Below are 24454 nucleotides of genomic sequence, written 5' to 3'. Positions count from 1 at the left end.
GTTCCCCGCGTCCCTTCGGGGCTCGGGCTAGTTCTTCAGTTCGGGTGGGCTGATACGGGACTTCTTGATGGCCGAGCCCTTGGTGCCCCACTTTTCGAGGATCTTGTCGTAGGTGCCGTCGGTGAGGAGTTTGTTGACCGCCGCCTGGAAGGCGGGGGCCAGCTTGGTGCCCTTCTTGAAGGCGAAGCCGACGTCGAGGCGGTGGAACTCGTTGAGGAACTTCAGGCCCTGCTGCTGGGCGACGGCGTACCGCAGGCCGTTGATCGTGGACATCACGATGTCGCTGCGGCCCTGCTGGAGCGAGGACCAGATGGCGCCGGGCTCCGCGTAGGTCTGCACCTGGTACGCCTTCTCGCCCGCGTCCGTGCACAGGTGCTTGCCGGCCTCCAGCGTGGCCTCGAAGGTCGTGCCGGCGCCGGTCGCCACGTTCAGACCGCACAGCTGCTTCAGGTCGGTGACCTTGGAGAGCTTGCTGTCCTCGCGGGTGGCGAAGCCCTGGCCGTCGTTGATGTAGGTGACGAAGTCGATGGTCTTGCGGCGCTCGTCGGTGACACCGAAGTTGCTCGCGCCGAAGTCGTACTTGCCGCTGTCCAGGGCCGGCAGGATCGCCTCGAAGCTCGCCTGCTCCACCTTCAGCTTCAGCCCGAGGACGTTGGCGACCGCCTTGGTGAAGTCGACGTCCTGGCCGGTCAGCGTGGTGCCGTCGGCGAGGTAGGTGGTGCCGGGCGGCGTGCCGCCGACACTGATGGCGACGGTCAGGCGCGAGGTGCCGGCGGGCAGCAGCCTCGCGATCGACGCGTCCTCCTTCTCGGCGGAGACGACGTCCGTGGTGGGCACGTCGTCCGACGTGGCCGCCACACCGGAGGCGTGCGTCCCGCCCGTACCACCCGAGCCGGAGCCGCAGGCGGTCAGGAGCAGCGCGGCCGAAGTGATCACGGCATAGGGCATGAAATGGCGAAAGGCAGGCGTACGCATCGGGTGGCGGTCTCCTGAAGCGGGAAAGGGCAACGCGGGGCGCGAGGGGAGGGGTGCGCGTGTGAAGGCCTGGCGAGGAAGGCCGAGAAAGAAGGAGAACGCGGGGGCGCCTGCCTGTCGGCGGGCGCGCGCAGGGGGTCAGCTCAACAGGAAGAGGACCACACGCGACCGAAGTCGATGTGGGAGCGGGTGACCAGCCACTGCTGTGGACGCATGGGCCAAGTGGAACAGGCATCCGGTTCCCCGTCAACCGACCTGAGACGTACCGCTCACAGTATGGACAGCCTTGACAGTGGAGGTGAGCGCACCCGTACTCTCGGTGTACGGCCCTGCTGAGGGGCTCGGCCGTGTCCGCGCCGCAGAGCGCGCCCCGTGTGAAGGCACCACCCGCTTTTGACGCTCGACGTCACGGAGCCTTCGCATGTCATCCGACACCCTTGCCAAGATCCCCACCGCGGCGGACACGCCCGAGCCCGCGGACGCCCCGCGGATCGTGCCGCAGCGCCGGTACGGGCAGTGGGCCGCCGCCGTCGTGGTCCTCGTCCTGCTCGGCCTCGCCGTCAATTCCGTCCTGCGCAACAAGGCGTTCCAGTGGGACGTCGTCGCCGACTACTTCACCACCGACTCCGTGCTGCGCGGCCTGTGGCTCACCCTGTGGCTGACCGCGGTCGTGATGGTCCTCGGCTTCGCCCTCGGCACCCTGCTCGCCGCCTTCCGGCTCTCCGCCAACCCGGTGCTGCGCGCGGTCGGTTGGGGGTACGTCTGGCTGTTCCGGTCGATCCCGATCCTGGTGCAGCTGCTGCTGTGGTTCAACATCGGAGCGCTCTACCCGCAGGTGCTCGGCGTCAAGACGGTCGACCTGCTCAGCCCGGTCGCCGTCGCCATCGTCGGCCTCACCCTGCACGAGGCCGCCTACGCCGCCGAGGTCGTGCGCGGCGGCATCCTCTCCGTGGACCGCGGCCAGATCGAGGCCGCCCAGGCGCTGGGCCTGAGCCGGTGGCGGCGGTGGCGGCGGATCGTGCTGCCGCAGGCGATGCGCGCCATCGTGCCGCCGGCCGCCAACATGCTGATCGGCACCCTCAAGGGCACCTCGATCGTCAGCGTCATCGCCGTCAACGACCTGCTGTTCTCCGCCCAGTTGATCTACCACCGCACCTACCAGGTGATCCCGTTGCTGATGGTGGCCACCCTTTGGTACGCGGTCGTCACCTCGGTCCTGGGCATCGGCCAGTACTACGTCGAGAAGCACTACGCGCGCGGCACGGAGAACGCCCGATGAGACCACAGCTGGTGATCGTCGGAGCCGGGCCGCGGGGGACCGGCGTCCTGGAGCGCATCGCCGCCAACGCCCCCGAGCTGTACGCCGGGACGGGCCTGGACATCCACTTCGTCGACCCCCACCCGCCCGGCGGCGGACGCATCTGGCGCGAGGAACAGTCGCCGCTGCTGTGGATGAACTCGCACGCCGAGGACGTCACCATGTTCACCGACGAGACGGTGCCCATGGACGGCCCGGTACGTGAGGGCCCCACCCTGCACGAGTGGGCCGCGCTGGCCGGCCGCACCTTCGCCGACCGGCAGCTCCAGGGCCGCTATCTGCGCTGGGTGTACGACCGGGCCCGCGCCGACCTGCCGCCCGGCGTCACCGTCCACCACCACCGGCGGCGCGCCCTGCGGATCAGCGGCCCCCGCGAGGGCCGCCAGCAGGTCTGGCTGGAGGGCGGGACGCGTCCGCTCCTCGCCGACCTGGTCATCCTGGCCCTCGGTCACCTCGACGCCGAACTCGACACCGACCAGGCCGCGTTGGCCGCGTACGCCGCCGAGCACGACCTGCTGCACCTGCCGCCCGACTTCACCGCCGACAGCGACCTGTCCGCGCTGCGGCCCGGCGAGCCCGTGCTGGTACGGGGCTTCGGGCTGGCCTTCGTGGACCTGATGGTGCTGCTCACCGAGGGCCGCGGCGGACGGTACGACGGCGACACCTACCTCCCCTCGGGCCGGGAGCCGGTGCTGTACGTCGGCTCGCGGCGCGGGGTGCCGTACCACGCGAAGATCGGGTACGACTGGACCGGCGAGCGGCCCCCGCTGCCCCGCTTCCTCGGGCCCGCCGAGATCGAGGAACTGCGCGCCCGGCCGGGCGGGTTCGAGTTCCGGCGCGACGTGTGGCCGCTGGTGGAGAAGGAGCTGGGCTTCGCCCACTACCACCGGCTGTTCACCGCCCACCCGGAGCGCACGGCCATGGCCTGGGCCGACTTCGAGGAGAAGTACGCGCTCGCCGCCGGCCCCGCCGAGACCCGGGCGCTGGTCGCCGCCGCCGTACCCGACCCGGCCGACCGGCTCGACCTCGCCGCGCTCGACCACCCCCTCGACGGCACGTGCTACCCCTCCCACGAGGCCTTCCAGGAGGGACTGCGCCAGTACGTCGAGGACGATTTGAGCCGACGGCACGACCCCGCGCACAGCGCCGACCTGGGCGTCTTCCTCGGGCTGCTCTCCGTCTACGGGCAGTTGGTCCGGCTCGGGAACACCGGGCCCTGGTGGCACGGGTTCTTCAGCTACCTCGCCTCCGGGCCGCCCGGACCCCGGCTGCGGCAGCTGCTCGCGCTGTCCCGGGCCGGGCTGCTCCGCTTCGTCGGCGCCGGCATGACGGTCACCGCCGCGGACGGGGTGTTCCGGGCCGGGAGCCCCACCGTGCCCGGCTTCGCCGTCGAGGCGCGGGCGCTGGTCGAGGCCCGGCTGCCCGAGCCCACCCTCGGCCGGGCCCGTGACAGCCTGCTGCGCGAACTGCACGCCGACGGCGCCGCCGAGACCCCCGACGGCCTGCTGCGGGTCGACCCCGTCGACGGCCGGATCCTGGACGGCGCCGGCCGCCCGCACCCCCGGCGCTTCGCCCTCGGCCCCTACACCGACGCCCGCACCCCCGGCGCCTTCACCCGCCCGCGCACCGGCGGGGCCGCCTTCCGGCAGAACGACGCCACCGCCAGGACGGTGCTGGCCCTCCTGCGCGACCTGGCCGGCCGCGCCGCCGCCTGACCGCCCGCCCGTCTCCCCGCGAATCCGCAAAGGAACCCATGCGATGACCGTCATGGTCGACATCAGGTCCGTGCACAAGAGCTTCGGAGCGCTCCAGGTCCTCAACGGCATCGACCTCCAGGTGCGGGCCGGCGAGGTCACCGTCGTGCTCGGGCCCTCCGGCTCCGGCAAGTCCACCCTGCTGCGCACCATCAACCACCTGGAGAAGGTGGACCGGGGCCGGATCAGCGTGGACGGGGCGCTGGTGGGCTACCGGCGCGCCGGTAACAGGCTGTACGAGCTGCCCGAGCGGGAGGTGCTGCGCCGGCGCACCCGGATCGGGTTCGTCTTCCAGAACTTCCACCTCTTCCCGCACCTCACCGTCGTGGAGAACGTCATCGAGGCACCGGTCTCCGCGCTGAAGCGGCCCCGGAAGGAAGCGGTGGAGAGCGCCCACCGGCTGCTGGAGCGGGTCGGCCTCGCCGACAAGGCCACGGCGTACCCGAGGCAGTTGTCCGGCGGGCAGCAGCAACGTGTCGCGATCGCGCGGGCGCTCGCCCTGGAGCCCCGGCTGCTGCTGTTCGACGAGCCGACCTCCGCGCTCGACCCCGAACTGGTCGGCGAGGTCCTCGACGTCATCCGGGACCTGGCCGGGCAGGGCACCACGATGATCGTCGTCACGCACGAGATCGCCTTCGCCCGGGAGGTGGCCGACACCGTCGTCTTCATGGCCGACGGCCGGATCGTGGAACAGGGGCCGCCCGGCGAGGTACTGGAACGGCCGCGGCACGAGCGCACCCGGGCCTTCCTGTCCAAGGTGCTGTGAGGGTGGCCGCCGCCCACGGCCGCGGACTGCTGCACCTCGCCGCCGCCGTCGACCTGCCGGGCGCCCTGGACGCCGGCCCCTACGCCGAACTGGTCAAGCTGGCCGAACACGGCGGCCTGGACTTCGTGACGCTGGACGACTCCTTCGCGCGCCCCGGGCCCGACGCGCTCGGCGTGCTGTCCCGGGTGGCGCCCGGCACCCGGCGGATCGGGCTGGTGCCCACCGTGACCACCACCCACACCGAGCCCTTCCAGGTGCAGGCCGCCGTGGCCACCCTGGACTGGGTCAGCCGGGGCCGGGCCGGCTGGCGGATCGAGGTGTCCACCACCGAGGGCGAGGCCCGCCTGTTCGGACGCCGGCACGCGGCCCCGGCCGAGACGGTGTGGCAGGAGGCCGGCGAGGTCGCCGACGTCGCCGCACGGCTGTGGGACAGCTGGGAGGACGACGCCGTGTACCGGGAGCCGGCCGGCGGCCGGTACCTGGACCGGGACCGGCTGCACCACGTCGGCTTCACCGGGAGCGCCTTCTCGGTACGAGGCCCCTCGACCCTGCCCCGGCCGCCCCAAGGTCACCCCGTCCGCGTGGTCGACGCCACCGACGGTCCCGCCCGCGCCGTCGCCGCCCGGTACGCCGACGTCGCCCTGGTCCGCGCCGCGAGCCCCGACCGGGCCGCCGCCGCGCGCGAGCAACTGCGCGACGCGGCGGCGGGGTTCGGGCGCCGGCCGGAATCGCTGCTGGTGCTGGTGAGCCTGCTGGTCGACCTCGGCGACGGCGAGCACGCGGCCGAACCCGGGCACGGCGGCGGCGGCCCGCGGCCCACCGTGCAGGGCCCGCTGTACCGGGGCGGCCCCGTCGACCTCGCGGAACTCATCGCCGGCTGGCACGCCGACGGCGCCACCGACGGCTTCCACCTGGTCCCGGTCGCTCCGCGCCGCGACCTGGAGCGACTGGTCAACGGCACGGTGGCGCTGCTCCAGCACCGCGGCCTGTTCCGCACCTTCTACCCGGGCAGCACCCTGCGCGAGCACCTGGGCCTGGCCCGCCCCGCAGGCCGGTACACGGTGACCGGGGGAACGTCATGACCGTACGACGGCGGATGCATCTCGCGGCCGTGTTCCCAGGCACCGACGACACCACCGGATGGCCGGGGCCGCCCGGTGACGCGCGGCTCGCCTTCCCGGCCCTGGAACGGCTCGCCCGGATCGCCGAGCGCGGCCTGTTCGACTTCCTGCTGCTGGACGAGGGGCAGCGGCTGCCCGAGCACCGGGGCCGCGTCCACGACCTGGAGCCGGCGGGCCGGCCCGAACCGGTGGCCGCGCTCAACGCCCTCGCCGACGTCACCACCCGGCTCGGGCTGGCCGCCACCGTGGGCGCCGGCTTCGCCGAGCCGTACGAACTCGCCCGCCGGATCGCCACCCTCGACCAGCTCAGCGCGGGCCGGGCGGCCTGGCGGGTGGCGACCGGGGGCGATCCGCGGGCCGGCGAGAACTTCCGGGGCGGCGCCCGTCCCGAACACCCCGCGCGCACCGCCGAACTCGTCGCCGCCGTCCGGCTGCTGTGGGACTCCTGGTCGCCCGAGGGGACACCCCGGCCGTTCGCCCACCAGGGCCGGCACTTCGACATCGCGGGCGAGTTCGGGCTGCCCCGCTCACCGCAGGGGCGTCCGGTGCTGATCCAGGCGGGGGAGTCGGAGGCGGCGCGGGAGCTGGCCGCGGCCTCGGCCGACGTGTTCCTCACCCGGCACGGCTCACCGGAGGCGGCCCGCTTCCGCTACCGCTACGTCACCCAGCGGCTCGCCGCGTACGGCAGGACGCCGGCCGACCTGAGGATCATGCCCACCGTCACCGTCGTCCTCGGCGACACCGACGCCGAGGCGCAGGAGCGGGCCGCCGACATCCGACGGCAGCGGGTCACCCCGCACTACACGCGGTACGCGCTGGAGCGCCTGTGGGGGCGGGACCTGTCCGGGCACGATCCCGACGGCCCGCTCCCCGAGGCCGCGCCGCGCGGCCGGGACGGCGAGACCCTGGCGCTCGTCGAACGCTGGCGGGCGCTGGCGGCCGAGAAGGGACTGTCCAGCCGGGAGACCGTGATCGAGGCGAGCGGCCGGCAGTCCTTCGTCGGCAGCCCCGAGACGGTCGCCGCCGCCCTGCACACCCGGGTCCGCGAGGGCGCCGCCGACGGCTTCGTCCTCGCCGCCCGGCTCACCGCCGACGGACTCGCGGAGTTCGCGGACCGGGTGGTGCCGTTGCTCCAGGAACGCGGCGCGTTCCGCACGGAGTATGAAGGCACCACCCTTCGCTCCCACCTCGCGCTGTCCCACCGGGCGGCGGGAAGCCGACCGCACAGGAGAGGAAACACGGCATGACGACCGACGCACCCGACGCGTGGAAGCGCTGGCACGAGCGGCGCGAGGAGGCGGTCGCCGCCCCCTACGGGCCGCTCGCCCTGACCGCCACGCACTGGGTCGAGGACCATCCGGACGGACGGCTTCCGGACATTCCCGGGAACTGGGTGGCGGACGACACGGGAGTCGTCCTCACCGCGGGCGGGGAGGACGGCCTGAGCGTGGACGGCCGGCCGTTCACCGGGGAGGTCCACCTCACCGCCGACCCCGGCCCGGAAGCCGAGGCGCGCGTCGCGCTCGGCGCGAAGCGGCTGTTCGTCCTGGTCCGCGAGGGCGTCTGGGGCGTACGGGTCTACGACCCCGACGCCCCGGCCCGGTCCGCCTTCCGGGGCATCGGGGCGACCCCCTACGGGGCGCGCTGGTCGGTGCCGGGGCGCTTCACGCCGTACGACGGCACGCGCACCGTGCGGGTCGGCAACGCGGACGGCCGGGAACGCGGGCTCGCCCTCGCCGGGGAACTCGCCTTCACGCTGGCCGGACGGGAGCGGACCCTCCAGGTCGCGCGGCAGGGCGACGGGCGGCTGTGGGCGGTGTTCGCCGACGCCACCAGCGGCGACACCAGCTTCCGGTTCCGCTTCCTGTACCCGCCGGAGCCGGACACCGAGGGCCGGACCACCGTCGATCTCAACCGCGCCCAGCTCCCGCCCTGCGCCTTCGCCGACCACTTCGTCTGCCCCTTCCCGCCGCCCGGCAACACGCTGGACGTGGCGGTCGAGGCGGGGGAGCGTGCGCTGAACCGACGTCAGTAGGGTTACCCGGTGCGCGCGTCGGGGGCGCGCGCAACCGCGGGGATGTAAAGGTGGTTCAAAATCCAACGGCCGAAAGGCACCCTTGTGCCGACCGGCCGTTCGGCCGAATACTCCCCCACAGCGCTTGTCAGGGGCATGAGGTTCGGAATCCGGCCAGCCCCCTGGCTGCGACTCACGGGCCCCGACCCCACGCGGGCCCCCGAATTCCCTTGGAGGGAACGAAACGTGAGCTTCAAGCGCACCACTCCCCGCAGCGGTATCGCCAGACGGACCCGGCTGACCGCCGTGGCCACCGGTTTCCTGGCCGCGGCCGCGTTCGCCGTCCCCACCGCGAACGCCGTCGACACCCCCCAGTTCAGCGCCGCCCAGCTCACCCAGGCGAGCGACTCCATCCGCCAGGCCGACATCCCCGGCACGGCCTGGTCGGTGGACAGCAAGTCGAACCGCGTCGCCCTCACCGTCGACAGCAGGGTCTCCGAGGCCCAGATCGCCAAGATCAAGGAGCGGGCCGGCGGCACCGCGGACGCCCTCGTCGTCAAGCACACCGCCGGCAGGTTCAGCAAGCTGATCTCGGGCGGCGACGCCATCTACGCCAGCGGCTGGCGCTGCTCGCTGGGCTTCAACGTCCAGGACAACAGCGGCAACTACTACTTCCTGACCGCCGGCCACTGCACCGACGGCGCGGGCACCTGGTGGTCGAACTCCGGGCACACCACCACCCTCGGCACCACGGCCGGCTCCAGCTTCCCGGGCAACGACTACGGCCTCGTGCGCTACACCAACAGCTCGGTGACCAAGTCGGGCTCGGTGGGCAGCCAGGACATCGCCGGCGCGGCCACGCCCTCCGTGGGCACGACCGTCTACCGCCGCGGCTCCACCACCGGTACGCACAGCGGCCGGGTCACCGCGCTCAACGCGACGGTCAACTACGGCGGCGGTGACGTCGTCTCCGGTCTGATCCAGACCACCGTCTGCGCCGAGCCCGGCGACTCCGGCGGCCCGCTGTACGGCGGCAGTACGGCCTACGGGCTGACCTCGGGCGGCAGCGGCGACTGCTCCTCCGGCGGTACGACGTTCTTCCAGCCGGTCACCGAGGCGCTGAGCGCCTACGGGGTGCACGTCTTCTGACGGCCCCTCCCCTCCGCTCCACCGCTGCACCCTTCCGCTCCACCGAGCCCCCGTACGCCACGGCGCGTGCGGGGGCTCTTGGTGTGCCCGGGGCGCAAGAGACGGTTTTCGGCCAGGGCGGACGGTGACGGTCCGCTTACCGGTTACTCGCACGTAGTGTTTGCTGAGCGAATTCCCCCCCTGGAGGAGGCGCGTTGCCGGCGGCCGGGGCGCGCGGACCCGCTCCGTGCGCGCGTCCTGAAGTCGACCTTGTGTGCTCCCTGTGCGGTTCGGAAGAGTGGGCGCCCGTCAACCAGCCTTCCGGCCCGTCAGGTCCCCACAACCTGCCCGGCCGACCCCCCACAGGAGGACGTGAGTTGAAGCACCGACGGATAGCAGGGCGGCGTACCGCCCTGGCCGGAGCGGGCGTTGCCGCCCTGCTCGCAGCGGGCGTCACCTTGCAGAACGCGAACGCCAGCGAACCCGTGAAGTCCACCCCCGAGCCCCGGACCCTGTCCGCCCCGGCGGCCGGAAAGCTCGCCTCCCGGCTCGGCGACGACCTGGGCGCCGGCACGGCGGGCAGCTACTACGACGCCAAGGCCCGGCGCCTCGTCGTCAACGTGCTCGACAAGGCCGCGGCCAGGACCGTCGAGGCGGCCGGGGCCAAGGCCAGAATCGTCGCCCACTCCCTCGCCGACCTCGGCTCCGCGCGGGCGACGCTGAAGAAGGACGCGACCATCCCGGGCACCTCCTGGGCGATCGACCCGGTCGGCGACAGGGTCGTGGTCACCGCCGACCGGACCGTCTCCGGCGCCGCCTTGGCCAAGCTGGGCAAGGTGGTCGAGGGGCTCGGCGGCAAGGCCGAGCTGAAGCGGTCGAAGGGGGAGTTCAAGCCCTTCATCGCCGGCGGCGACGCGATCAACGGCTCGGGCGGGCGCTGCTCGCTCGGCTTCAACGTGGTCAAGGGCGGGCAGCCGTACTTCCTGACCGCGGGCCACTGCACGGCGGACATCTCCACCTGGACGGACTCCGACGGCAAGGAGATCGGGCGGAACGCGGAGTCCCACTTCCCGGGCACCGACTACGGCCTGGTGAAGTACACGGCCGAGGTGGACCACCCGAGCGAGGTCGACCTGTACAACGGCTCCGCCCAGCAGATCACCGGCGCCGCCGAGGCCACCGTGGGCATGAAGGTGACCCGCAGCGGCTCGACCACCCAGGTGCACGACGGCACGGTCACCGGTCTGAACGCCACCGTGAACTACTCCGAGGGCACGGTCAGCGGACTGATCCAGACCGACGTGTGCGCCGAGCCCGGCGACAGCGGCGGTCCGCTCTTCTCCGGGGACAAGGCGATCGGCCTGACCTCCGGCGGCAGCGGGGACTGCACCTCCGGCGGGGAGACCTTCTTCCAGCCGGTCACCGCGGCCCTGTCGGGGACGGGCACCGAGATCGGCTGACCCGGCGGCGTCCTTCCGGCGCGGCCTCTCACTCCGGGTTTCCGGGGTGAGAGGCCGCGCTTTCCGGTGTTTGCGCAGGTGGGAGGCGCCCGAACGCTAGTCGTACACACGTTCGAGAATGAGGGTATGGTGGGTGAGGAAGTAGGGAACTGATGTTCGAAGAGTGATGTTCGAGAGCTGTTCGGGGCTCACGAGTGCGGGAGGTGGGTGTGCCGGGGTTCGCGCATCTGCACACCGCCTCCGGGTTCTCCCTGAGGTACGGGGCCTCCCACCCGGAGCGGCTGGCCGAGCGCGCCTTCGAGCGGGGCATGGACGCCCTCGCCCTCACCGACCGCGACACCCTCGCCGGCACGGTCCGCTTCGCCAAGGCCTGCGCCGCGGCGGGCGTCCGCCCGCTGTTCGGGGTGGACCTGGCGGTCGGGACGGCGGAGGCCGCCCGAGGCCGGGGCCGGCTCGGGGGTCTGCCCGCCGGACGGCCGGAAGTGGTCGGTCAGGCCGGGCGGGTCGCCCAGGCCGGCTCCGTCACCGGGCCCGGCGCCTGGGAGCGGCGGCGCACTCCGGTGCGGGGCGGCGCCTTCCTCGACGAGTCGGCGCCCCGGGTCACCTTCCTCGCCCGGGACGGCGCCCGGGGCTGGGCCGGTCTGTGCCGGCTCGTCACCGCCGCCCACGCGGACGGCGCCGGCACCCCGCTGCTGCCCTGGTCCGCCCAGCCGGGCGAGGGCCTGATCGTCCTGCTCGGCCCCGCCTCCGACGTGGGCCGCGCGCTCGCCGAGGGCCGACCCGACCGGGCCGCCACCCTGCTCGCCCCCTGGCGCGAGGTCTACGGCGACGCGCTGCGCCTGGAGGCTGTCTGGCACGGCCGCACCGGCACCGGGTCCGGCTCCCTGCGGCTCGCCGCCCGCACCGTCGGCTTCGCCGCCGAGCAGCGGATACGGCCCGTGCTGAGCAACGCCGTCCGCTACGCCGACCCCGGCCAGGGCCCGGTCGCCGACGTGCTGGACGCCGCCCGGCGCCTGGTGCCGATCGACCCGCGCCGGGAGCCGGACCCGGGCGAGGCCTGGCTGAAGGACGCGCGGACCATGCTCCGGGCGGCCGAACGGGTGGTGGAGGCGGCCGGCTACCGGCGCGACACCGCCCTCCGGCTGCTGGAGCAGACCGGGGCCACCGCGGCCGAGTGCCGGGTCGACCCCGAGGACGACCTCGGCATCGGCACCGTCCACTTCCCCGAACCGCACCTCGTCGGCGCCGGCCGGCGCACCGCCCAGCGCGCCCTCGCCTCGCGGGCGGCGGCGGGCATGGTCCGGCTCGGCCTCGGCGGCCGGCGCGCCTACTGGGAGCGGATGCACGACGAACTGGACGTCATCGCCTTCCACGGTTTCGCCTCCTACTTCCTCACCGTCGCCCAAGTGGTGGACGACGTACGGGAGATGGGCATCCGGGTGGCGGCGCGCGGTTCCGGCGCCGGGTCGCTCGTCAACCATCTGCTCGGGATCGCGCACGCCGACCCCGTCGAGCACGGGCTGCTGATGGAGCGCTTCCTGTCCAAGGAGCGGGTGGTGCTGCCCGACATCGACATCGACGTGGAGTCCGCGCGCCGCCTGGAGGTGTACCGGGCGATCATCGCCAGGTTCGGCGAGGAGCGGGTCGCCACCGTCGCCATGCCGGAGACCTACCGGGTCCGGCACGCGATCCGGGACGTGGGCGCCGCCCTGTCCATGGACCCGGCCGAGATCGACCGGGTCGCCAAGTCCTTCCCGCACATCCGGGCCCGCGACGCCCGCGCGGCCCTCGGTGAACTGCCCGAGCTGAAGCGGCTGGCGGGGGAGCGGGAGCGGTACGGCAGGCTCTGGGAACTGGTCGAGGCGCTGGACGCGCTGCCGCGCGGGGTCGCCATGCACCCGTGCGGGGTGCTGCTCTCCGACGCCTCCCTGCTCGCCCGGACGCCGGTGGTGCCGACCAGCGGCGAGGGGCTGCCGATGGCGCAGTTCGACAAGGAGGACGTGGAGGACCTCGGGCTGCTCAAGCTGGACGTGCTGGGCGTGCGGATGCAGTCGGCGATGGCGCACGCGGTCGCCGAGGTGCGGCGGGCGATGGGTGAGCGGATCGACCTGGACGCGCTCACGCCGGACGACCCGGCGACGTACGGGCTGGTGCGCTCCACCGAGACGCTCGGCTGCTTCCAGATCGAGTCGCCGGGCCAGCGGGACCTGATCGGGCGGCTCCAGCCGAGCACCTTCGACGACCTGGTGGTCGACATCTCGCTGTTCCGGCCCGGTCCGGTCGCCGCCGACATGGTGCGGCCGTTCATCGAGGCCCGGCACGGGCGGGCGCCGGTGCGCTATCCGCACCCCGACCTGGAGGGGCCGCTGAAGGGGACGTACGGGGTCGTCGTCTTCCACGAGCAGATCATCGACATCGTCGCGATCATGACCGGCTGCGGCCGGGGCGAGGCCGACCGGGTCCGGCGCGGGCTGTCCGACCCGGAGTCGCAGGCCCGTATCAAGGTCTGGTTCGCCCAGCACACGGCGGCCCGGGGATACGGCGCGGAGACGATCCAGCGGACCTGGGAGATCGTGGAGGCCTTCGGCTCCTACGGCTTCTGCAAGGCGCACGCGGTCGCCTTCGCGGTGCCGACCTACCAGTCGGCGTGGCTGAAGACGCACCACCCCGCCGCCTTCTACGCCGGACTGCTCACGCACGACCCCGGGATGTACCCCAAGCGGCTGCTGCTGGCGGACGCCCGGCGGCGCGGGGTGCCCATCCTGCCGCTGGACGTCAACGCCTCCGGGGTCGCACACAGGGTCGAACTGGTGTCTGAATCACCCCGGGTGTGGGGGCTCCGGCTCGCCCTCTCCGACGTGCACGACATCAGCGAGGCCGAGGCGGCGCGGATCGAGGCCGGCCGGCCCTACTCCTCCCTGCTGGACTTCTGGGAGCGGGCCCGGCCGAGCCGCCCGCTCGCCGGCCGGCTGGCCCAGGTGGGCGCGCTGGACGCGTTCGGCGCCAACCGGCGCGACCTGCAACTGCACCTGACCGAGCTGCACCGGGGCGCCCGGGGCGGCGGCGGGGGCCAACTCCCGCTGGCCGGAGGGCGGAAGACGGCACCGGCCGGACTGCCCGACCTGTCGCCGGCGGAACGGCTCAGCGCCGAGCTGGGCGTGCTCTCCATGGACGCCTCGCGCAATCTGATGGACGACCACCGGGAGTTCCTCCGGGAGCTGGGCGTGGTCTCGGCGCGCCGGCTGCGCGAGACGCGGCACGGCGAGACCGTGCTGGTGGCGGGCGCCAAGGCGGCCACCCAGACGCCGCCGATCCGTTCCGGCAAGCGGGTCATCTTCTCCACGCTGGACGACGGGAGCGGCCTGGTCGACCTGGCCTTCTTCGACGACTCCCACGACGCCTGCGCGCACACCGTCTTCCACTCCTGGCTGCTGCTGGTGCGCGGTGTGGTGCAGCGGCGCGGCCCGCGCAGCCTGAGTGTGGTGGGCTCCGCCGCCTGGAACCTCGCCGATCTGGCCGAACTGCGCGCCGAGGGCGGCCTCGACCAGGTCGCCGCCCGGCTCGCCGAACCGCTCGGCGGCGCGGGGGACACCGGCGACACCGGGGGTGCCGGGGGCGGACCGCCGGCGGACGGCGACGGCCCGGCCCGGGCCCGGCTCGCCGGCTCCGAGGGACGGCCCGCCCCGGCCGGCTCCGCGGCCCGGGACCCGATGGCGGACCGGACGATCCGCATGCCCACGGGCTACGAGATGCACCCCTGGGCCGATCTGCGCCCGGCGGGACAGGAGGCCGCGCAAGGGCCCGCGGCGATGAGGAAGTTGTGGCACCAGAGTCCGGGGAGTGCGGGATGACCATCCTCTGCGTATGTTTCCAGCTGCCGTCGGCGCACGAGGCGGCCCTGCCGGGGCTGCTCGGGCTGCTGGAGGAGTTCACACCGGTGGTGGAGGCGCTGCCGCCCGACGGAGCGCTGGCCGATCTCCGGGGCGCCGAGCGGTACTTCGGGCGCACCGCCGGGGAACTGGCCTCGGTGATCCGGGTCCGGGCCCTCGCCCGGTACGGCGTCGACTGCGCGATCGGCGCCGGCCCGGGCCCGATGTCGGCCCGCGTGGCCCTGCGCGACGCCCGGCCCGGGGTGACCCGCGCCGCGCCCGAAGCACCCGACGCCCTCGCGGAGTTCCTCGCCGGCCGGCCGGTGGCCGTCCTGCCCGGCGTCGGGGCGGCGACCGCCCGCACCCTGGGCGAGTACGGCCTGGACACCCTCGGCCTGGTCGCCGCCGCGCCGCTGTCCACGCTCCAGCGGCTGATCGGCGCGCGGGCGGGCCGCGACCTGCGCGAGAAGGCCGCCGGAATCGACCGGAGCCGGGTCGTCCCGAACGGCGTCTCCCGCTCCCTGCTCGCCGAACGCGTCTTCGACGTGGACGAGTTGGACCCCGAACGGCATCGCAGGGCGCTGCTGTCGGCCGCCGAGGAGATCGGCGCCCGGCTGCGCGCGATCGGGAAGGTCTGCCGCACCCTGACCCTCACCGTGCGCTACGCCGACCGTTCCTCGACCGTGCGCACCCGCACCCTGAAGGAGCCGACCGCGCGCTCGGCGGCCCTGACCGAGGCGGCCTACGGCGGTTACGGGGCGCTCGGCCTCCAGCGCGCCCGGGTCCGCGCGCTCACCCTGCGCGCCGAGGGCCTGACCCCCGCCGACCAGGCCTCCCACCAGCTCACCTTCGACCCCGTGGACGAGAAGGTCCGCCGCATCGAGGAGGTCGCGGACCGCGCGCGAGCGAAGTTCGGGCCACGAGCGGTGATGCCGGGGACACTCGCGGCCTGATCCCTTCCCGCACCGCTCAGTTGGCCCACGGCGGGGTGAGCCGGGTGCCGTCGGCCAGCTCCGCCGCCAGGCCGACGGAGGTGGTGACCCAGGAGATCGCGGTGTGGTCGGCGGTGTTCTCCACGCCCAGCGTGGCACCGGCGTTGACGATCACCGTGTCCCCGGCCGGCGACCTGACGCAGCGCATCCAGGACGGGGTGGTGGCGCGCGGCTTCGCGGATGTGCGGCCCGCCCACGGCTTCGCCTTCGCCCGGCTCGCCCCCGACGGGGCCGGTGTCACCGAACTCGCCGCGCACCTCGGTGTCACCAAACAGGCGGCGAGCCAGTTGGTGGACGAGATCGTACGCAAGGGGTACGCCGAGCGGCGGCCGCGTCCCGGGGACGCGCGGGCCAAGTTGATCGTGCTGACCGAGCGGGGGCGGGCCTGCACCCGGGCGGCGGAAGCGGCTGCCGCCGAGGTGGTCGGGGGATGGGTCGAACTGCTGGGCGAGGGTGAGGTGCGCGCGTTGCGGGAACGTCTGGCGCGCCTCGCGCCCTACGGTCCGATCAGGCCCGCTTGGTGACGGATCGTCAGCCGGCATGGTGCGCGATGGTTGACGCCGGAAGTTTTTACTGACGCGTAACTTCACACCTGCGCTACTCGCCCGTAACTTGACGAGTGAACAGCATCCTCGTGATCCGGATCACAGGGTTAGGCCGTCGTACCTCCCTTGAGCCGCAAGGAGATCACCCGATGCTGCCCTGGAAGCGAGTGCTCAGACCCCTCGCCGCGCTGCTCCTCACCGCCGCCGTCGCCACCCTCCCCGCCGCCACCGCCCACGCCGCCACCGCGCCGAGCAGCGGCTGGAACGACTTCTCCTGCAAGCCCTCCACCGCCCACCCCCACCCCGTCGTCCTGGTCCACGGCACCCTGGGCAACTCGGTCGACAACTGGATCTCGCTGGCCCCCTACCTCAAGGACCGCGGGTACTGCGTCTACTCCCTCGACTACGGGCAGTTGACCGGCGTACCGCTCTTCCACGGACTCGGCCCCATCGACACGTCGGCCGAGCAGCTCTCCGCCTACGTCGACAAGGTGCTCGCCGCCACCGGCGCCACGGAGACCGACCTCGTCGGGCACTCCCAGGGCGGCATGATGCCCCGCTACTACCTGAAGTTCCTCGGCGGCGCCGCCAAGGTGAACGCGCTCGTCGGCATCGCCCCCGACAACCACGGCGCCACCCTCAGCGGCCTGACCAACCTGCTGCCGTACTTCCCCGGCGCCGAGGACCTGGTCAAGGCCACCACCCCGGGCCTCGCCGACCAGATCCCCGGTTCCGCCTTCCTCACCAAGCTCAACGCGGGCGGCGACACCGTCCCCGGCGTGCGCTACACCGTGATCGCCACCAAGTACGACGAGGTGGCCACACCCTGGCAGAGCCAATACCTCAGCGGCTCCGGCGTCCGCAACGTCCTGCTCCAGGACCTGTGCCCGCTCGACCTCTCCGAACACGTGGCGATCGGACTCTTCGACCGCATCGCCTTCCACGAGGTCGCCAACGCGCTCGACCCGGCCCACGCCACCGCCACCACCTGCGCGTCGGCCTTCAGCTGACCCGCGCCGGGTCCTGTCCGGCCTGAGCCGCCGGACAGGACCCGGAACCCTCAGCGGCGGTGCGTGCCGGCCGCGCGCCGCCGCACCGACAGGAACAGCGCCGCCGAACCCACCGCCAGCGCCGCCGCGCCGCCGACCGCGAGGTACGACGTGCTCGCGGACCCGCCGGTCTCGGCGAGGTCCGCCGCGGCACCGGCCGCCTTCGGCTGGTTGGCGGCGGCGGGGACGGCCGGTGCGGACGGCTCGGCGGAGGTGCTCGCGTCGTCGTCGCCGTGCCCGTGGTGCTCGATCGTCGACTTGCCGGCACCGGCGGCGATCTGCGCGTCGGAGGGCGCCGAGGCGGTCGGGGCGGGCGCCGCGCCCGCACCGGAGGCACCCCCGCCGAAGTCCACGTCCGAGCAGGAGTAGAACGCCTCCGGGCTGTCCGAGCGCTGCCAGACCGCGTACAGCAGCTGCCGGCCCGAGCGCTTGGGGAGCGATCCGGAGAACGTGTAGAAACCGCCCGACGCGACCGGGTCGGTGACCGTCGCCACCGGGTGCTCCAGGTCCAGCTCGGACCAGGCGAGCGGCTTGGCGGGATCGTACCCGGGCTTGGTCAGGTACACCTTGAAGGTGCCCTTGTGCGGGGCGGTGACCCGGTACCGGAAGGTGTACGCGCCGCTGCGCACCGTCGTCGCCGGCCAGTCGGCGCGCGCCAGGTCGAGGCCCTTGAACTCCTCGCTGTTCGCGCTGCACAGCTTGCCGTCCGGGATCAGCTGCCGGTGCCGCCCGGCCGCGTCACCGATCCGGATGCCGTTCCAGTCGTACAGCGCCTGCGCGCCGCCCGCCGCCACGGCCGCCCGGCACGCGGCCGAGTCGGGGCTCTCGGGCCCCTCGGCATAGCACTGCGAGACCCGGCTGACCGGGTCGCCCATGGTGCCGTGCGCGGCGGCGGGGGCGGTGGCGAGCGCGGTCAGGGCGAGCGGCGCCAGACCGAGCACGGCGACGGCGGCGGCCTTCTGGCGGGCGCGAGCGGGCATGGGAATTCCTCCGAGCGGTCCGTGGGGGTTGCTGATCCCGTGAGGGTGGATCCGAAGCTAGCCCCGGAAGACCGGGAAATCGCCTGCTGAAGGCGGGTGGAGGTGATCCTTAGGCTCCCCTTAAGGGGGCGCTCAGGCTGCGCTCAGACAGCCGGGGTGCGGGACTCGTCAGCCGTCCGGCCACCAGGTGCGGGCGATGTCCTCGCGCACCTCGGGACGGCCCGCGGGGCGGTCCTCCGCCTCGTCGCGGACCCGGCGGCCGTCCGTCCTCTTCAGGGGCTTCTGCACGGTGGTGCGGCGCATGGCTGCCTCCTTCAGTGCCCACCGGGTTCCGCGTTGTCACGGAGGTAGACGCTTTCGGCGAGGGTTCCTCATCGGTGCCGGTCTGTCAGTGGCGGCTGTCACGTCCGCGTTGTCAGTGGCGGGTGTCACTCTGGGGGCATGACGGGCATGACGGGCATGACGAGCGAGGGCGACCCCGGAGTTGCTTCTGTCCCGAACGTGGACTGGGATGCACAAGCCGCCGATTTCGACGCGGAACCGGACCACGGACTGCTCGACCCCGAGGTCCGGGCGGCCTGGGCGGCGAGACTCCGGGCCTGGCTGCCCGAGCACCCCGCCGACCTGCTCGACCTCGGCTGCGGCACCGGCAGCCTGTCGCTCCTCGCCGCCGAGCAGGGACACCGTGTGACCGGTGTCGACCTGTCCCCGGCGATGGTCGAGCGGGCCCGCGCCAAGCTGGCCGGGTCCGGGGCGCGGGTGCTGTGCGGTCCCGCCGACGCCCCGCCGGTCGGCGCCGAGCGCTTCGACGTGCTGCTCGTCCGCCATGTGCTGTGGGCGCTCCCCGACCCGGCCCGGGTGCTGCGGAACTGGCGGGAGCTGCTGCGTCCCGGTGGCCGGTTCGTGCTATTCGAGGGCGTCTGGGGCACCCTGCACCCCGTCGGGGTCCCCGCTGCCCGGCTCGCCGGCCTGCTGGCGCCGCTGGCGGCCGGGGTGCGCGTGGAGCATCTGTCCGGTGACTCCCCGCTGTGGGGCAAGGACGTGACCGATGAGCGGTACGCGGTCGTCGCCACCGTGTGAGTCAGCCCAGCAGCTCCGCGAAGCCGCCCCCGCGGGCCAGCCTCTCCAGCTCGTCGAGGGCGGCCACGGCGGCAGCGGCGGCCTCGGGGTCCCGCTCCACGAGGCCGCTCGCGGCGAACTCGTCCTCGTCCAGCCGCCGTACGTCGATGCCGTCGGCGGAGCGCCACAGGTCCAGGTCGAGATCCTCCACGACCAGCTCCGCCCCCGAGATCATCGCGGGCCGCGTGACATCGCAGTACCAGCCCTTGAGGGCGCCGTCCGCCGCGCGGACCTCCTTGACGGCGTACCAGCGGTCCCGCCAGTAGTACTCCGTGAACACATCACCCCGCTCGAAGCGGACGAAGCCGAAGTCACGGGCCTCGTCACCCGCCCAGGGCGCGCGTACGACGACCCGGGTGCCGTCGTCGCCGAGCAGCGCGGCCCGGTAACGGATCTTCGTGCGGCCCGCCTTGACCAGGAGGACCTCCCAGCGGGCGGCCTCGTCAGCCGAGTTCGCGGACATGGCGCACCTCCGTGGCACAGATCTCGTATCCGAGCCTCTTGTTGATCGCGATCATCGGTTCGTTGCCGGTGTCGTTGCCCGTGAACGCCTCGGCGAAGCCGGCCGCGCGGGCCCGGTGCAGCGAGTGCGTCTTCGCCAGCTTGGCGAGGCCGCGACCCCGGAACGCACGCGCGGTGCCGGTCATCGCGGTGCTGTAGCGCCGGGTGCCGGGGTCGGTGTAGGCCACGCTGAAGGCGACCGGACGGCCCGCCACACACGCGGCCACCGTCAGGTCGAGGTCCAGCAGCGGATGCCGCCAGGACTGCTCCAGCCAGGCCTCGTAGTCCGTGAGCGTGAAGTCGACGTCGCCCGGTTCGTCCCGCGTCGTCTCCGCGTCCAGATCGAACAGCGGGCGCGGGTCGGCCGCGAAGTCCCGGCCCGTGCGCAGCTCGACGTCCGCCGGGACCTCCGGCACCGGCGGCAGGGTGCCGTGCGCCAGGTCGAGACGGAGGAAGTGGGCCGAGCGGCTGCCCCGATAGCCGTGCCGCTCGGCGAAGGCGCGGTTGCCCGGCTCGTCCAGCACCCAGCTCAGCAGCCGGGTCGTCCCCAGCGCGGCGAGGCGCTCCTCGGCCGTCCGCACCAGCAGCCCGCCGGCGCCGCGCCCGGTCCGGTCCGGCCGCACATAGACGTTGACCAGGCCCTGCCCCGGCTCGGTGCTGTCATGGGCCAGGTGCACCTGGGCCGTGCCGATCACCTCGCCGTCCTCCTCCGCGACCAGCGGGCGGTAGTGCGCGTCGGGATGCGTGTGCAGCGCGTTGTGCCGCACCGAGTCCGAGGTGAAGAGGATGTACGGAAGGGCGAGCCGGCGGACCCGGGCGAAGCCCTCGGCGTCGGCCGGCACATCGGGGCGCAGGTCGCGCACGATCACTGTCATGGGGAGGAACCGTACGGCGGGAGGTGCCGGGGATGCCCCTCATTTTCCGGCGGGTGCGGGAGAATCGCCCCGTGAGCCTGAAGATCCGCATCGATGACAGCGCGCCTCCGTACGAGCAGGTACGGGCGCGGATTTCCGAGCAGGCGCGGTCCGGGGCCCTGCCCGTGGGCTACCGGCTGCCGACCGTGCGGGGGCTGGCCGAGTCCCTGGGGCTCGCGGTGAACACCGTCGCCAAGGCCTACCGCGCGCTGGAGGTCGACGGGGTGATCGAGACGCGGGGGCGCAACGGCACCTTCGTGGCCGCCGCCGGCTCGGCCGCGGAACGGGAGGCGTCGCTGGCCGCGCAGGTGTACGCCGAGCGGGTACGCCGGCTCGGACTGCCGGAGGCGGCGGCCCTCACCGCCGTACGGGACGCCCTGCGGGCCACCTACGGGAACTAGCAAGCCCCCTACGGGCACCAGCCGGCCCCCTACGGGACCTGATCGCCCCCTACGGGATCTGGTCGGCCCCTTACGGGAGCTAGCCGGCCCCCTACGGGAACCAGGGGATCACCCGTGGGTGGTCACCGCCCCCGGGGTCCGTGTCACCCTCAGGCCCGCCCGGCGTGCCGCTCGTGCGAAGGTCACCGCGTCCGCCACCGCCGCCCCGCCGGGGTCGTTGTTGAAGTAGGCGTACACGTCCGCCGCGTCCGGCCAGGTGGTGGCGATGCGGTCGGTCCAGGTCTCCAGGCAGCGGCGGCCGTAGCGCGGCCAGGGCCGGGCGCGCCCCTGGTGGAAGCGGACGTACCCCCAGTCGGCGGTCCGCCACAGCGGGGTGACCGGGCGGGCCAGGACGTCCGCCCAGCACAGCGCGGCGCCCCGGGACTCCAGGACCCGCCGGACCTCCGCCGTCCACCAGGACGCGTGCCGGGGCTCCACCGCCACCCGGGTGCCGGCCGGGAAGCGGGCCAGGCAGGCGTCCAGCAGGGGCGGGTCCGCGCGCAGGGTGGGCGGGAGCTGGAGCAGGACCGGGCCGAGCCGGTCGCCGAGGCCCGCCGCGTGGCTCATCAGCCGGTAGACCGGCTCCCCGGGGTCCTTCAGCCGCTTGATGTGGGTGAGGAAACGGCTCGCCTTCACCGCCACCACGAAGCCCGCCGGCACCCGCTCCCGCCAGGCCGCGAAGTTCTCGCGCGTGGGCAGCCGGTAGAACGCGTTGTTCAGCTCCACCGTCGCGAACAGCCGCGTGTACTCCTCCAGCCACAGCCGCGCCGGCACACCGGCCGGATAGACGAGGTCCCGCCAGTCCTTGTACTGCCAGCCCGAGGTGCCGACGAACACGGTCATGCCACCATCAGAACACCGGACGCCTACAGATACAGTCCGGCGTCCGCGCCCTCCCGCGCGCCCGGCACGGACGTCGGTGTCGTGCCCCGGCGCAGCGCGTACAGCTCGGCCAGGGTGGCGCCCTCCCGGCCGACGCCCTCCTCGGTGCCCAGCCAGTTCACCGCCTCGGCGCGGGTCAGCGGGCCGACCTCGATCCGGGCCAGGCAGCGGCCGGGGCGGACCACGGCCGGGTGCAGCCGCTCCAAGTCCTCGTTGGTGGTGACGCCCACCAGGACGTTGCGGCCCTGGCCGAGCAGGCCGTCGGTGAGGTTCAGCAGCCGGGACAGGGCCTGGCCGGCGGTGTGCCGGGCCTCGCCGCGGATCAGCTCGTCGCAGTCCTCCAGCAGCAGCAGCCGCCAGCGGCCCTTGCCGGCACCGTCGTCCTCGCCGATCGCGATGTCCATCAGATAGCCGACGTCGGAGAACAGCCGTTCGGGGTCGAGCACGCAGTCCACCTGGCACCAGTCCCGCCAGGACCGGGCCAGGGTGCGCAGCGCGGAGGTCTTGCCGGTGCCCGGCGGACCGTGCAGAAGCAGCAGCCGGCCCGCGATGTCCTCCGGGGTCGTCTTCATCAGCCGGTCCATCGCGTCCGCCACCGGCCCGGTGTAGTTGGGCCGCACCTCCTCCCAGGTGCCCGCGGAGATCTGCCGGGTGGTGCGGTGCGGACCGCGCCTGGGGGAGACGTACCAGAAGCCCATCGCCACGTTCTCGGGCTGGGGTTCGGGCTCGTCGGCGGCGCCGTCCGTCGCCTGGTCCAGAATCCGCTGGGCCAGTTCGGCGCTGGTCGCCGTCACGGTGACGTCCGCGCCCCGGCTCCAGCGGGAGACCAGCAGCGTCCAGCCCTCGCCCTCGGCCAGGGTCGCGCTGCGGTCCTCGTCGCGGGCGACCCGGAGCACCTGGGCGCCGTCCGGCAGCAGCGTCGCACCGGAGCGCACCCGGTCGATGTTCACCGCGTGCGAGTACGGCTGCTCGCCCGTCGCGAAGCGGCCGAGGAACAGCGCGTCGACGACGTCGGACGGCGAGTCGGAGTCGTCGACGTGGAGCCGGATCGGCAGAGCGTCGTGCGGGTTGGCAGACATGCCGCCATGATCCGGCACGGATGCCCTCCGCGCACGGCATTTCCGCCGCTTGTTCCGCATGTTCCCCAACGGTTCCGGGTCTCGCCGAGTGCCGCCCGCCGCCGGGCGCGCGCCGTTACTGTGTCCCCGATGCGACGTCATGGGTGGGACGTGTGGCCCCGGCGGTGGCGGCTGACCGCCCTGCTCGGGGTGGCCGCGGTCGCGCTGGCGCTGGCCGTGACCCTGCTCGCGGCGCCGTCCGGGGGCCCCGGCACGGCCGGCACCACCCGCGACGGCGACAAGGTGCACGGCACCCCCGCCGCGCCCACCGGGGCCCCGCGGCCCGACGTCGGCTGGGGCTTCACGCACACCCAGTACAGCGCCGACCAGGGCGGGGCGGCCGCCACCCGGCGGGCCGAGCGGCTGCTCGGACAGGGCGGCGGGCTGGCGCAGAACCAGCACATCATGGGCTGGGGCGCCGACAACCCCGAACCGGTGCGGGGACACTACGACTTCGGCGCCCTGGACCGCCGTATCGACTTCATGCGCGCCTCCGGGGCCACCCCGGTCATCACCCTGTGCTGCTCCCCGGACTGGATGAAGGGCGGGGAGGCAGGCGCCACCGACTGGTCGGGGAGCGCCCTGGAGACCGCGCCCACCCCCGCCCACTACCAGGACTTCGCTGACCTCGCCGCGACCGTCGCCCGGCGCTACCCGGACGTCCGGCACTTCGTCGTCTGGAACGAGTTCAAGGGCTTCTGGAACGACGCCCGCTCCCGCTGGGACTACGAGGGCTACACCCGGATGTACAACCTCGTCTACCGGGCGCTGAAGAAGGTCGACAAGGACATCATGGTCGGCGGCCCCTACCTCTCCATGGACAGCGTCGACCCGCGCGACCCGGACGCCTCCGGCGAACTGCGCGGCCCCTGGGGCGCCATGGACCAGCGGGTCCTGGACGCCTTCGGCTACTGGAACGCCCACAAGGCGGGCGCCGACTTCACCGTGGTCGACGGCTCCAGCTACACCCGCGACGACGACCTGCTCCCGGACGAGTTCGCGGCCACCGGCAAGTTCACCGCCGTCGGCGCGTGGGTGCGGCGCCGGACCCACGGCCTGCCGCTGTGGTGGGCCGAGTACTACGTCGAACCCGGCGACGGCGACGACGAGCGCACCGGCTGGTCCGAGCCGCACCGGCTGGCCGTCCAGGCCGCCGGGATGATCGCCATGGCCGAGGGCGGCGCCTCCTCCGGCTTCTACTGGAACCCGGAGAAGAGGACCGGCACCTGCCCCGGCTGCCTGTGGACGCCGACCGAGAACCCGGACGGCGGCCGGGAACTGCCCCTGTACGGCCTGGTCTCGCACTTCGCCCGGGCCTTCCCGCCCGGCACCGCCCGCACCTCCGTGCCCGTCGCCCCGGAGGACCGCGCCGACGTCCGCGTCCTGGCCACCGCCCGCACGGTCCTGGTGGTCAACACCCGCGATCACGCGGTCAGCGCGCGGGTCGACGGCAGACGGCTCGACCTGCGCGCCTACGACGTGCGCTGGCTCGACCGCTGAGCCGGCCCC

At 73.7% G+C, this 24454-nt stretch carries 22 protein-coding genes and 1 pseudogene; 15 read left to right on the top strand and 8 right to left on the bottom strand.

Annotated elements, in window-relative coordinates; all coding sequences use genetic code 11:
• Window positions 1–27: 27 nt before the first annotated feature.
• Window positions 28–975 (bottom strand): ABC transporter substrate-binding protein, encoded by a 948-nt coding sequence (locus NX794_RS12710; RefSeq protein WP_258778569.1) that lies wholly within the window; start codon window positions 973–975, stop codon window positions 28–30.
• 421 nt (window positions 976–1396) lie between these two features.
• On the opposite strand from NX794_RS12710, the gene NX794_RS12705 reads away from it, so the two are divergent.
• The 10 genes from NX794_RS12705 to NX794_RS12660 all read left to right on the top strand — a co-directional run bounded on the left by NX794_RS12705 (window position 1397) and on the right by NX794_RS12660 (window position 15358).
• Window positions 1397–2254: an amino acid ABC transporter permease gene (locus NX794_RS12705; RefSeq protein WP_258778568.1), complete on the top strand. Its 858-nt coding sequence runs from the start codon at window positions 1397–1399 to the stop codon at window positions 2252–2254.
• Window positions 2251–4008: an FAD/NAD(P)-binding protein gene (locus NX794_RS12700; RefSeq protein WP_258778567.1), complete on the top strand. Its 1758-nt coding sequence runs from the start codon at window positions 2251–2253 to the stop codon at window positions 4006–4008. The genes NX794_RS12705 and NX794_RS12700 overlap by 4 nt, the downstream gene beginning before the upstream one ends.
• A gap of 43 nt (window positions 4009–4051) precedes the next feature.
• Window positions 4052–4813 carry an amino acid ABC transporter ATP-binding protein gene (locus NX794_RS12695; protein ID WP_309505984.1) on the top strand — a complete coding sequence of 254 codons (762 nt, stop codon included), beginning with the start codon at window positions 4052–4054 and terminating at the stop codon, window positions 4811–4813.
• 2 nt (window positions 4814–4815) lie between these two features.
• Window positions 4816–5895 (top strand): LLM class flavin-dependent oxidoreductase, encoded by a 1080-nt coding sequence (locus tag NX794_RS12690; RefSeq protein ID WP_258778566.1) that lies wholly within the window; start codon window positions 4816–4818, stop codon window positions 5893–5895.
• Entirely contained in the window at window positions 5892–7181 is a 1290-nt protein-coding gene (locus tag NX794_RS12685) for an NtaA/DmoA family FMN-dependent monooxygenase (protein ID WP_258778565.1), read from the top strand. The genes NX794_RS12690 and NX794_RS12685 overlap by 4 nt, the downstream gene beginning before the upstream one ends.
• Window positions 7178–7969 carry a DUF1684 domain-containing protein gene (locus tag NX794_RS12680; protein WP_258778564.1) on the top strand — a complete coding sequence of 264 codons (792 nt, stop codon included), beginning with the start codon at window positions 7178–7180 and terminating at the stop codon, window positions 7967–7969. The genes NX794_RS12685 and NX794_RS12680 overlap by 4 nt, the downstream gene beginning before the upstream one ends.
• Before the next feature lie 225 nt (window positions 7970–8194).
• Window positions 8195–9097 carry a S1 family peptidase gene (locus tag NX794_RS12675; RefSeq protein WP_258778563.1) on the top strand — a complete coding sequence of 301 codons (903 nt, stop codon included), beginning with the start codon at window positions 8195–8197 and terminating at the stop codon, window positions 9095–9097.
• Between the two features lie 356 nt (window positions 9098–9453).
• Window positions 9454–10536, top strand: a complete 1083-nt coding sequence (locus NX794_RS12670; RefSeq protein ID WP_258778562.1) for a S1 family peptidase — start codon at window positions 9454–9456, stop codon at window positions 10534–10536.
• 209 nt (window positions 10537–10745) lie between these two features.
• Window positions 10746–14387, top strand: coding sequence for a DNA polymerase III subunit alpha (locus NX794_RS12665; protein WP_258778561.1), 3642 nt, complete (start codon window positions 10746–10748; stop codon window positions 14385–14387).
• Complete coding sequence (locus NX794_RS12660) at window positions 14384–15358, top strand: DNA polymerase Y family protein (RefSeq protein WP_258778560.1); 975 nt, start codon at window positions 14384–14386, stop codon at window positions 15356–15358. Before NX794_RS12665 ends, NX794_RS12660 begins: the two co-directional genes overlap by 4 nt.
• A gap of 16 nt (window positions 15359–15374) precedes the next feature.
• Here NX794_RS12660 and NX794_RS12655 read toward each other — a convergent pair.
• Window positions 15375–15542: pseudogene (locus NX794_RS12655) on the bottom strand (cupin domain-containing protein); the annotation flags it as partial.
• On the opposite strand from NX794_RS12655, the gene NX794_RS12650 reads away from it, so the two are divergent.
• Together NX794_RS12650 and NX794_RS12645 are read left to right on the top strand one after the other, a co-directional pair.
• Window positions 15502–15921, top strand: coding sequence for a MarR family winged helix-turn-helix transcriptional regulator (locus NX794_RS12650; protein WP_428985892.1), 420 nt, complete (start codon window positions 15502–15504; stop codon window positions 15919–15921). The pseudogene NX794_RS12655 and the gene NX794_RS12650 sit on opposite strands and share 41 nt — an antisense overlap.
• 170 nt (window positions 15922–16091) lie before the next feature.
• Window positions 16092–16952, top strand: a complete 861-nt coding sequence (locus NX794_RS12645) for an esterase/lipase family protein (protein ID WP_258778558.1) — start codon at window positions 16092–16094, stop codon at window positions 16950–16952.
• Window positions 16953–17002: 50 nt separating this feature from the next.
• Here NX794_RS12645 and NX794_RS12640 read toward each other — a convergent pair whose 3' ends face one another.
• Window positions 17003–17971 (bottom strand): lytic polysaccharide monooxygenase auxiliary activity family 9 protein, encoded by a 969-nt coding sequence (locus NX794_RS12640; protein ID WP_309505983.1) that lies wholly within the window; start codon window positions 17969–17971, stop codon window positions 17003–17005.
• 168 nt (window positions 17972–18139) lie between these two features.
• On the bottom strand, window positions 18140–18274 hold the full coding sequence (locus NX794_RS12635; protein ID WP_258778557.1) for a hypothetical protein: 135 nt from the start codon (window positions 18272–18274) through the stop codon (window positions 18140–18142).
• A 138-nt stretch (window positions 18275–18412) separates the two neighbouring features.
• On the opposite strand from NX794_RS12635, the gene NX794_RS12630 reads away from it, so the two are divergent.
• Window positions 18413–19051, top strand: a complete 639-nt coding sequence (locus NX794_RS12630; protein ID WP_258778556.1) for a class I SAM-dependent methyltransferase — start codon at window positions 18413–18415, stop codon at window positions 19049–19051.
• A 1-nt stretch (window position 19052) separates the two neighbouring features.
• On the opposite strand, the gene NX794_RS12625 is transcribed toward NX794_RS12630, so the two are convergent.
• Window positions 19053–19553 carry a ribonuclease FAU-1 family protein gene (locus NX794_RS12625; protein ID WP_258778555.1) on the bottom strand — a complete coding sequence of 167 codons (501 nt, stop codon included), beginning with the start codon at window positions 19551–19553 and terminating at the stop codon, window positions 19053–19055.
• Complete coding sequence (locus NX794_RS12620; RefSeq protein ID WP_258778554.1) at window positions 19534–20466, bottom strand: GNAT family N-acetyltransferase; 933 nt, start codon at window positions 20464–20466, stop codon at window positions 19534–19536. The genes NX794_RS12625 and NX794_RS12620 overlap by 20 nt, the downstream gene beginning before the upstream one ends.
• A gap of 71 nt (window positions 20467–20537) precedes the next feature.
• Between NX794_RS12620 and NX794_RS12615 the strand changes: the two genes are divergently transcribed.
• Window positions 20538–20906 (top strand): GntR family transcriptional regulator, encoded by a 369-nt coding sequence (locus tag NX794_RS12615; RefSeq protein ID WP_258778553.1) that lies wholly within the window; start codon window positions 20538–20540, stop codon window positions 20904–20906.
• 108 nt (window positions 20907–21014) lie between these two features.
• Here the strand turns inward: NX794_RS12615 and NX794_RS12610 are convergent, their stop codons facing one another.
• Both NX794_RS12610 and NX794_RS12605 read right to left on the bottom strand, forming a co-directional pair.
• Window positions 21015–21788, bottom strand: coding sequence for a DUF72 domain-containing protein (locus NX794_RS12610; RefSeq protein WP_258778552.1), 774 nt, complete (start codon window positions 21786–21788; stop codon window positions 21015–21017).
• A 23-nt stretch (window positions 21789–21811) separates the two neighbouring features.
• Window positions 21812–22906, bottom strand: a complete 1095-nt coding sequence (locus NX794_RS12605) for a DUF5925 domain-containing protein (RefSeq protein WP_258778551.1) — start codon at window positions 22904–22906, stop codon at window positions 21812–21814.
• 129 nt (window positions 22907–23035) lie between these two features.
• On the opposite strand from NX794_RS12605, the gene NX794_RS12600 reads away from it, so the two are divergent.
• Entirely contained in the window at window positions 23036–24445 is a 1410-nt protein-coding gene (locus NX794_RS12600; RefSeq protein WP_258778550.1) for a GH39 family glycosyl hydrolase, read from the top strand.
• Window positions 24446–24454 lie beyond the last annotated feature (9 nt).

The organism is Streptomyces pyxinicus (genome assembly GCF_024753135.1).
GTDB lineage: Bacteria > Actinomycetota > Actinomycetes > Streptomycetales > Streptomycetaceae > Streptomyces > Streptomyces pyxinicus.
The sequence above is the reverse complement of the archived record's forward strand: the minus strand, read 5'-3'. Positions and strand labels throughout refer to the sequence as shown.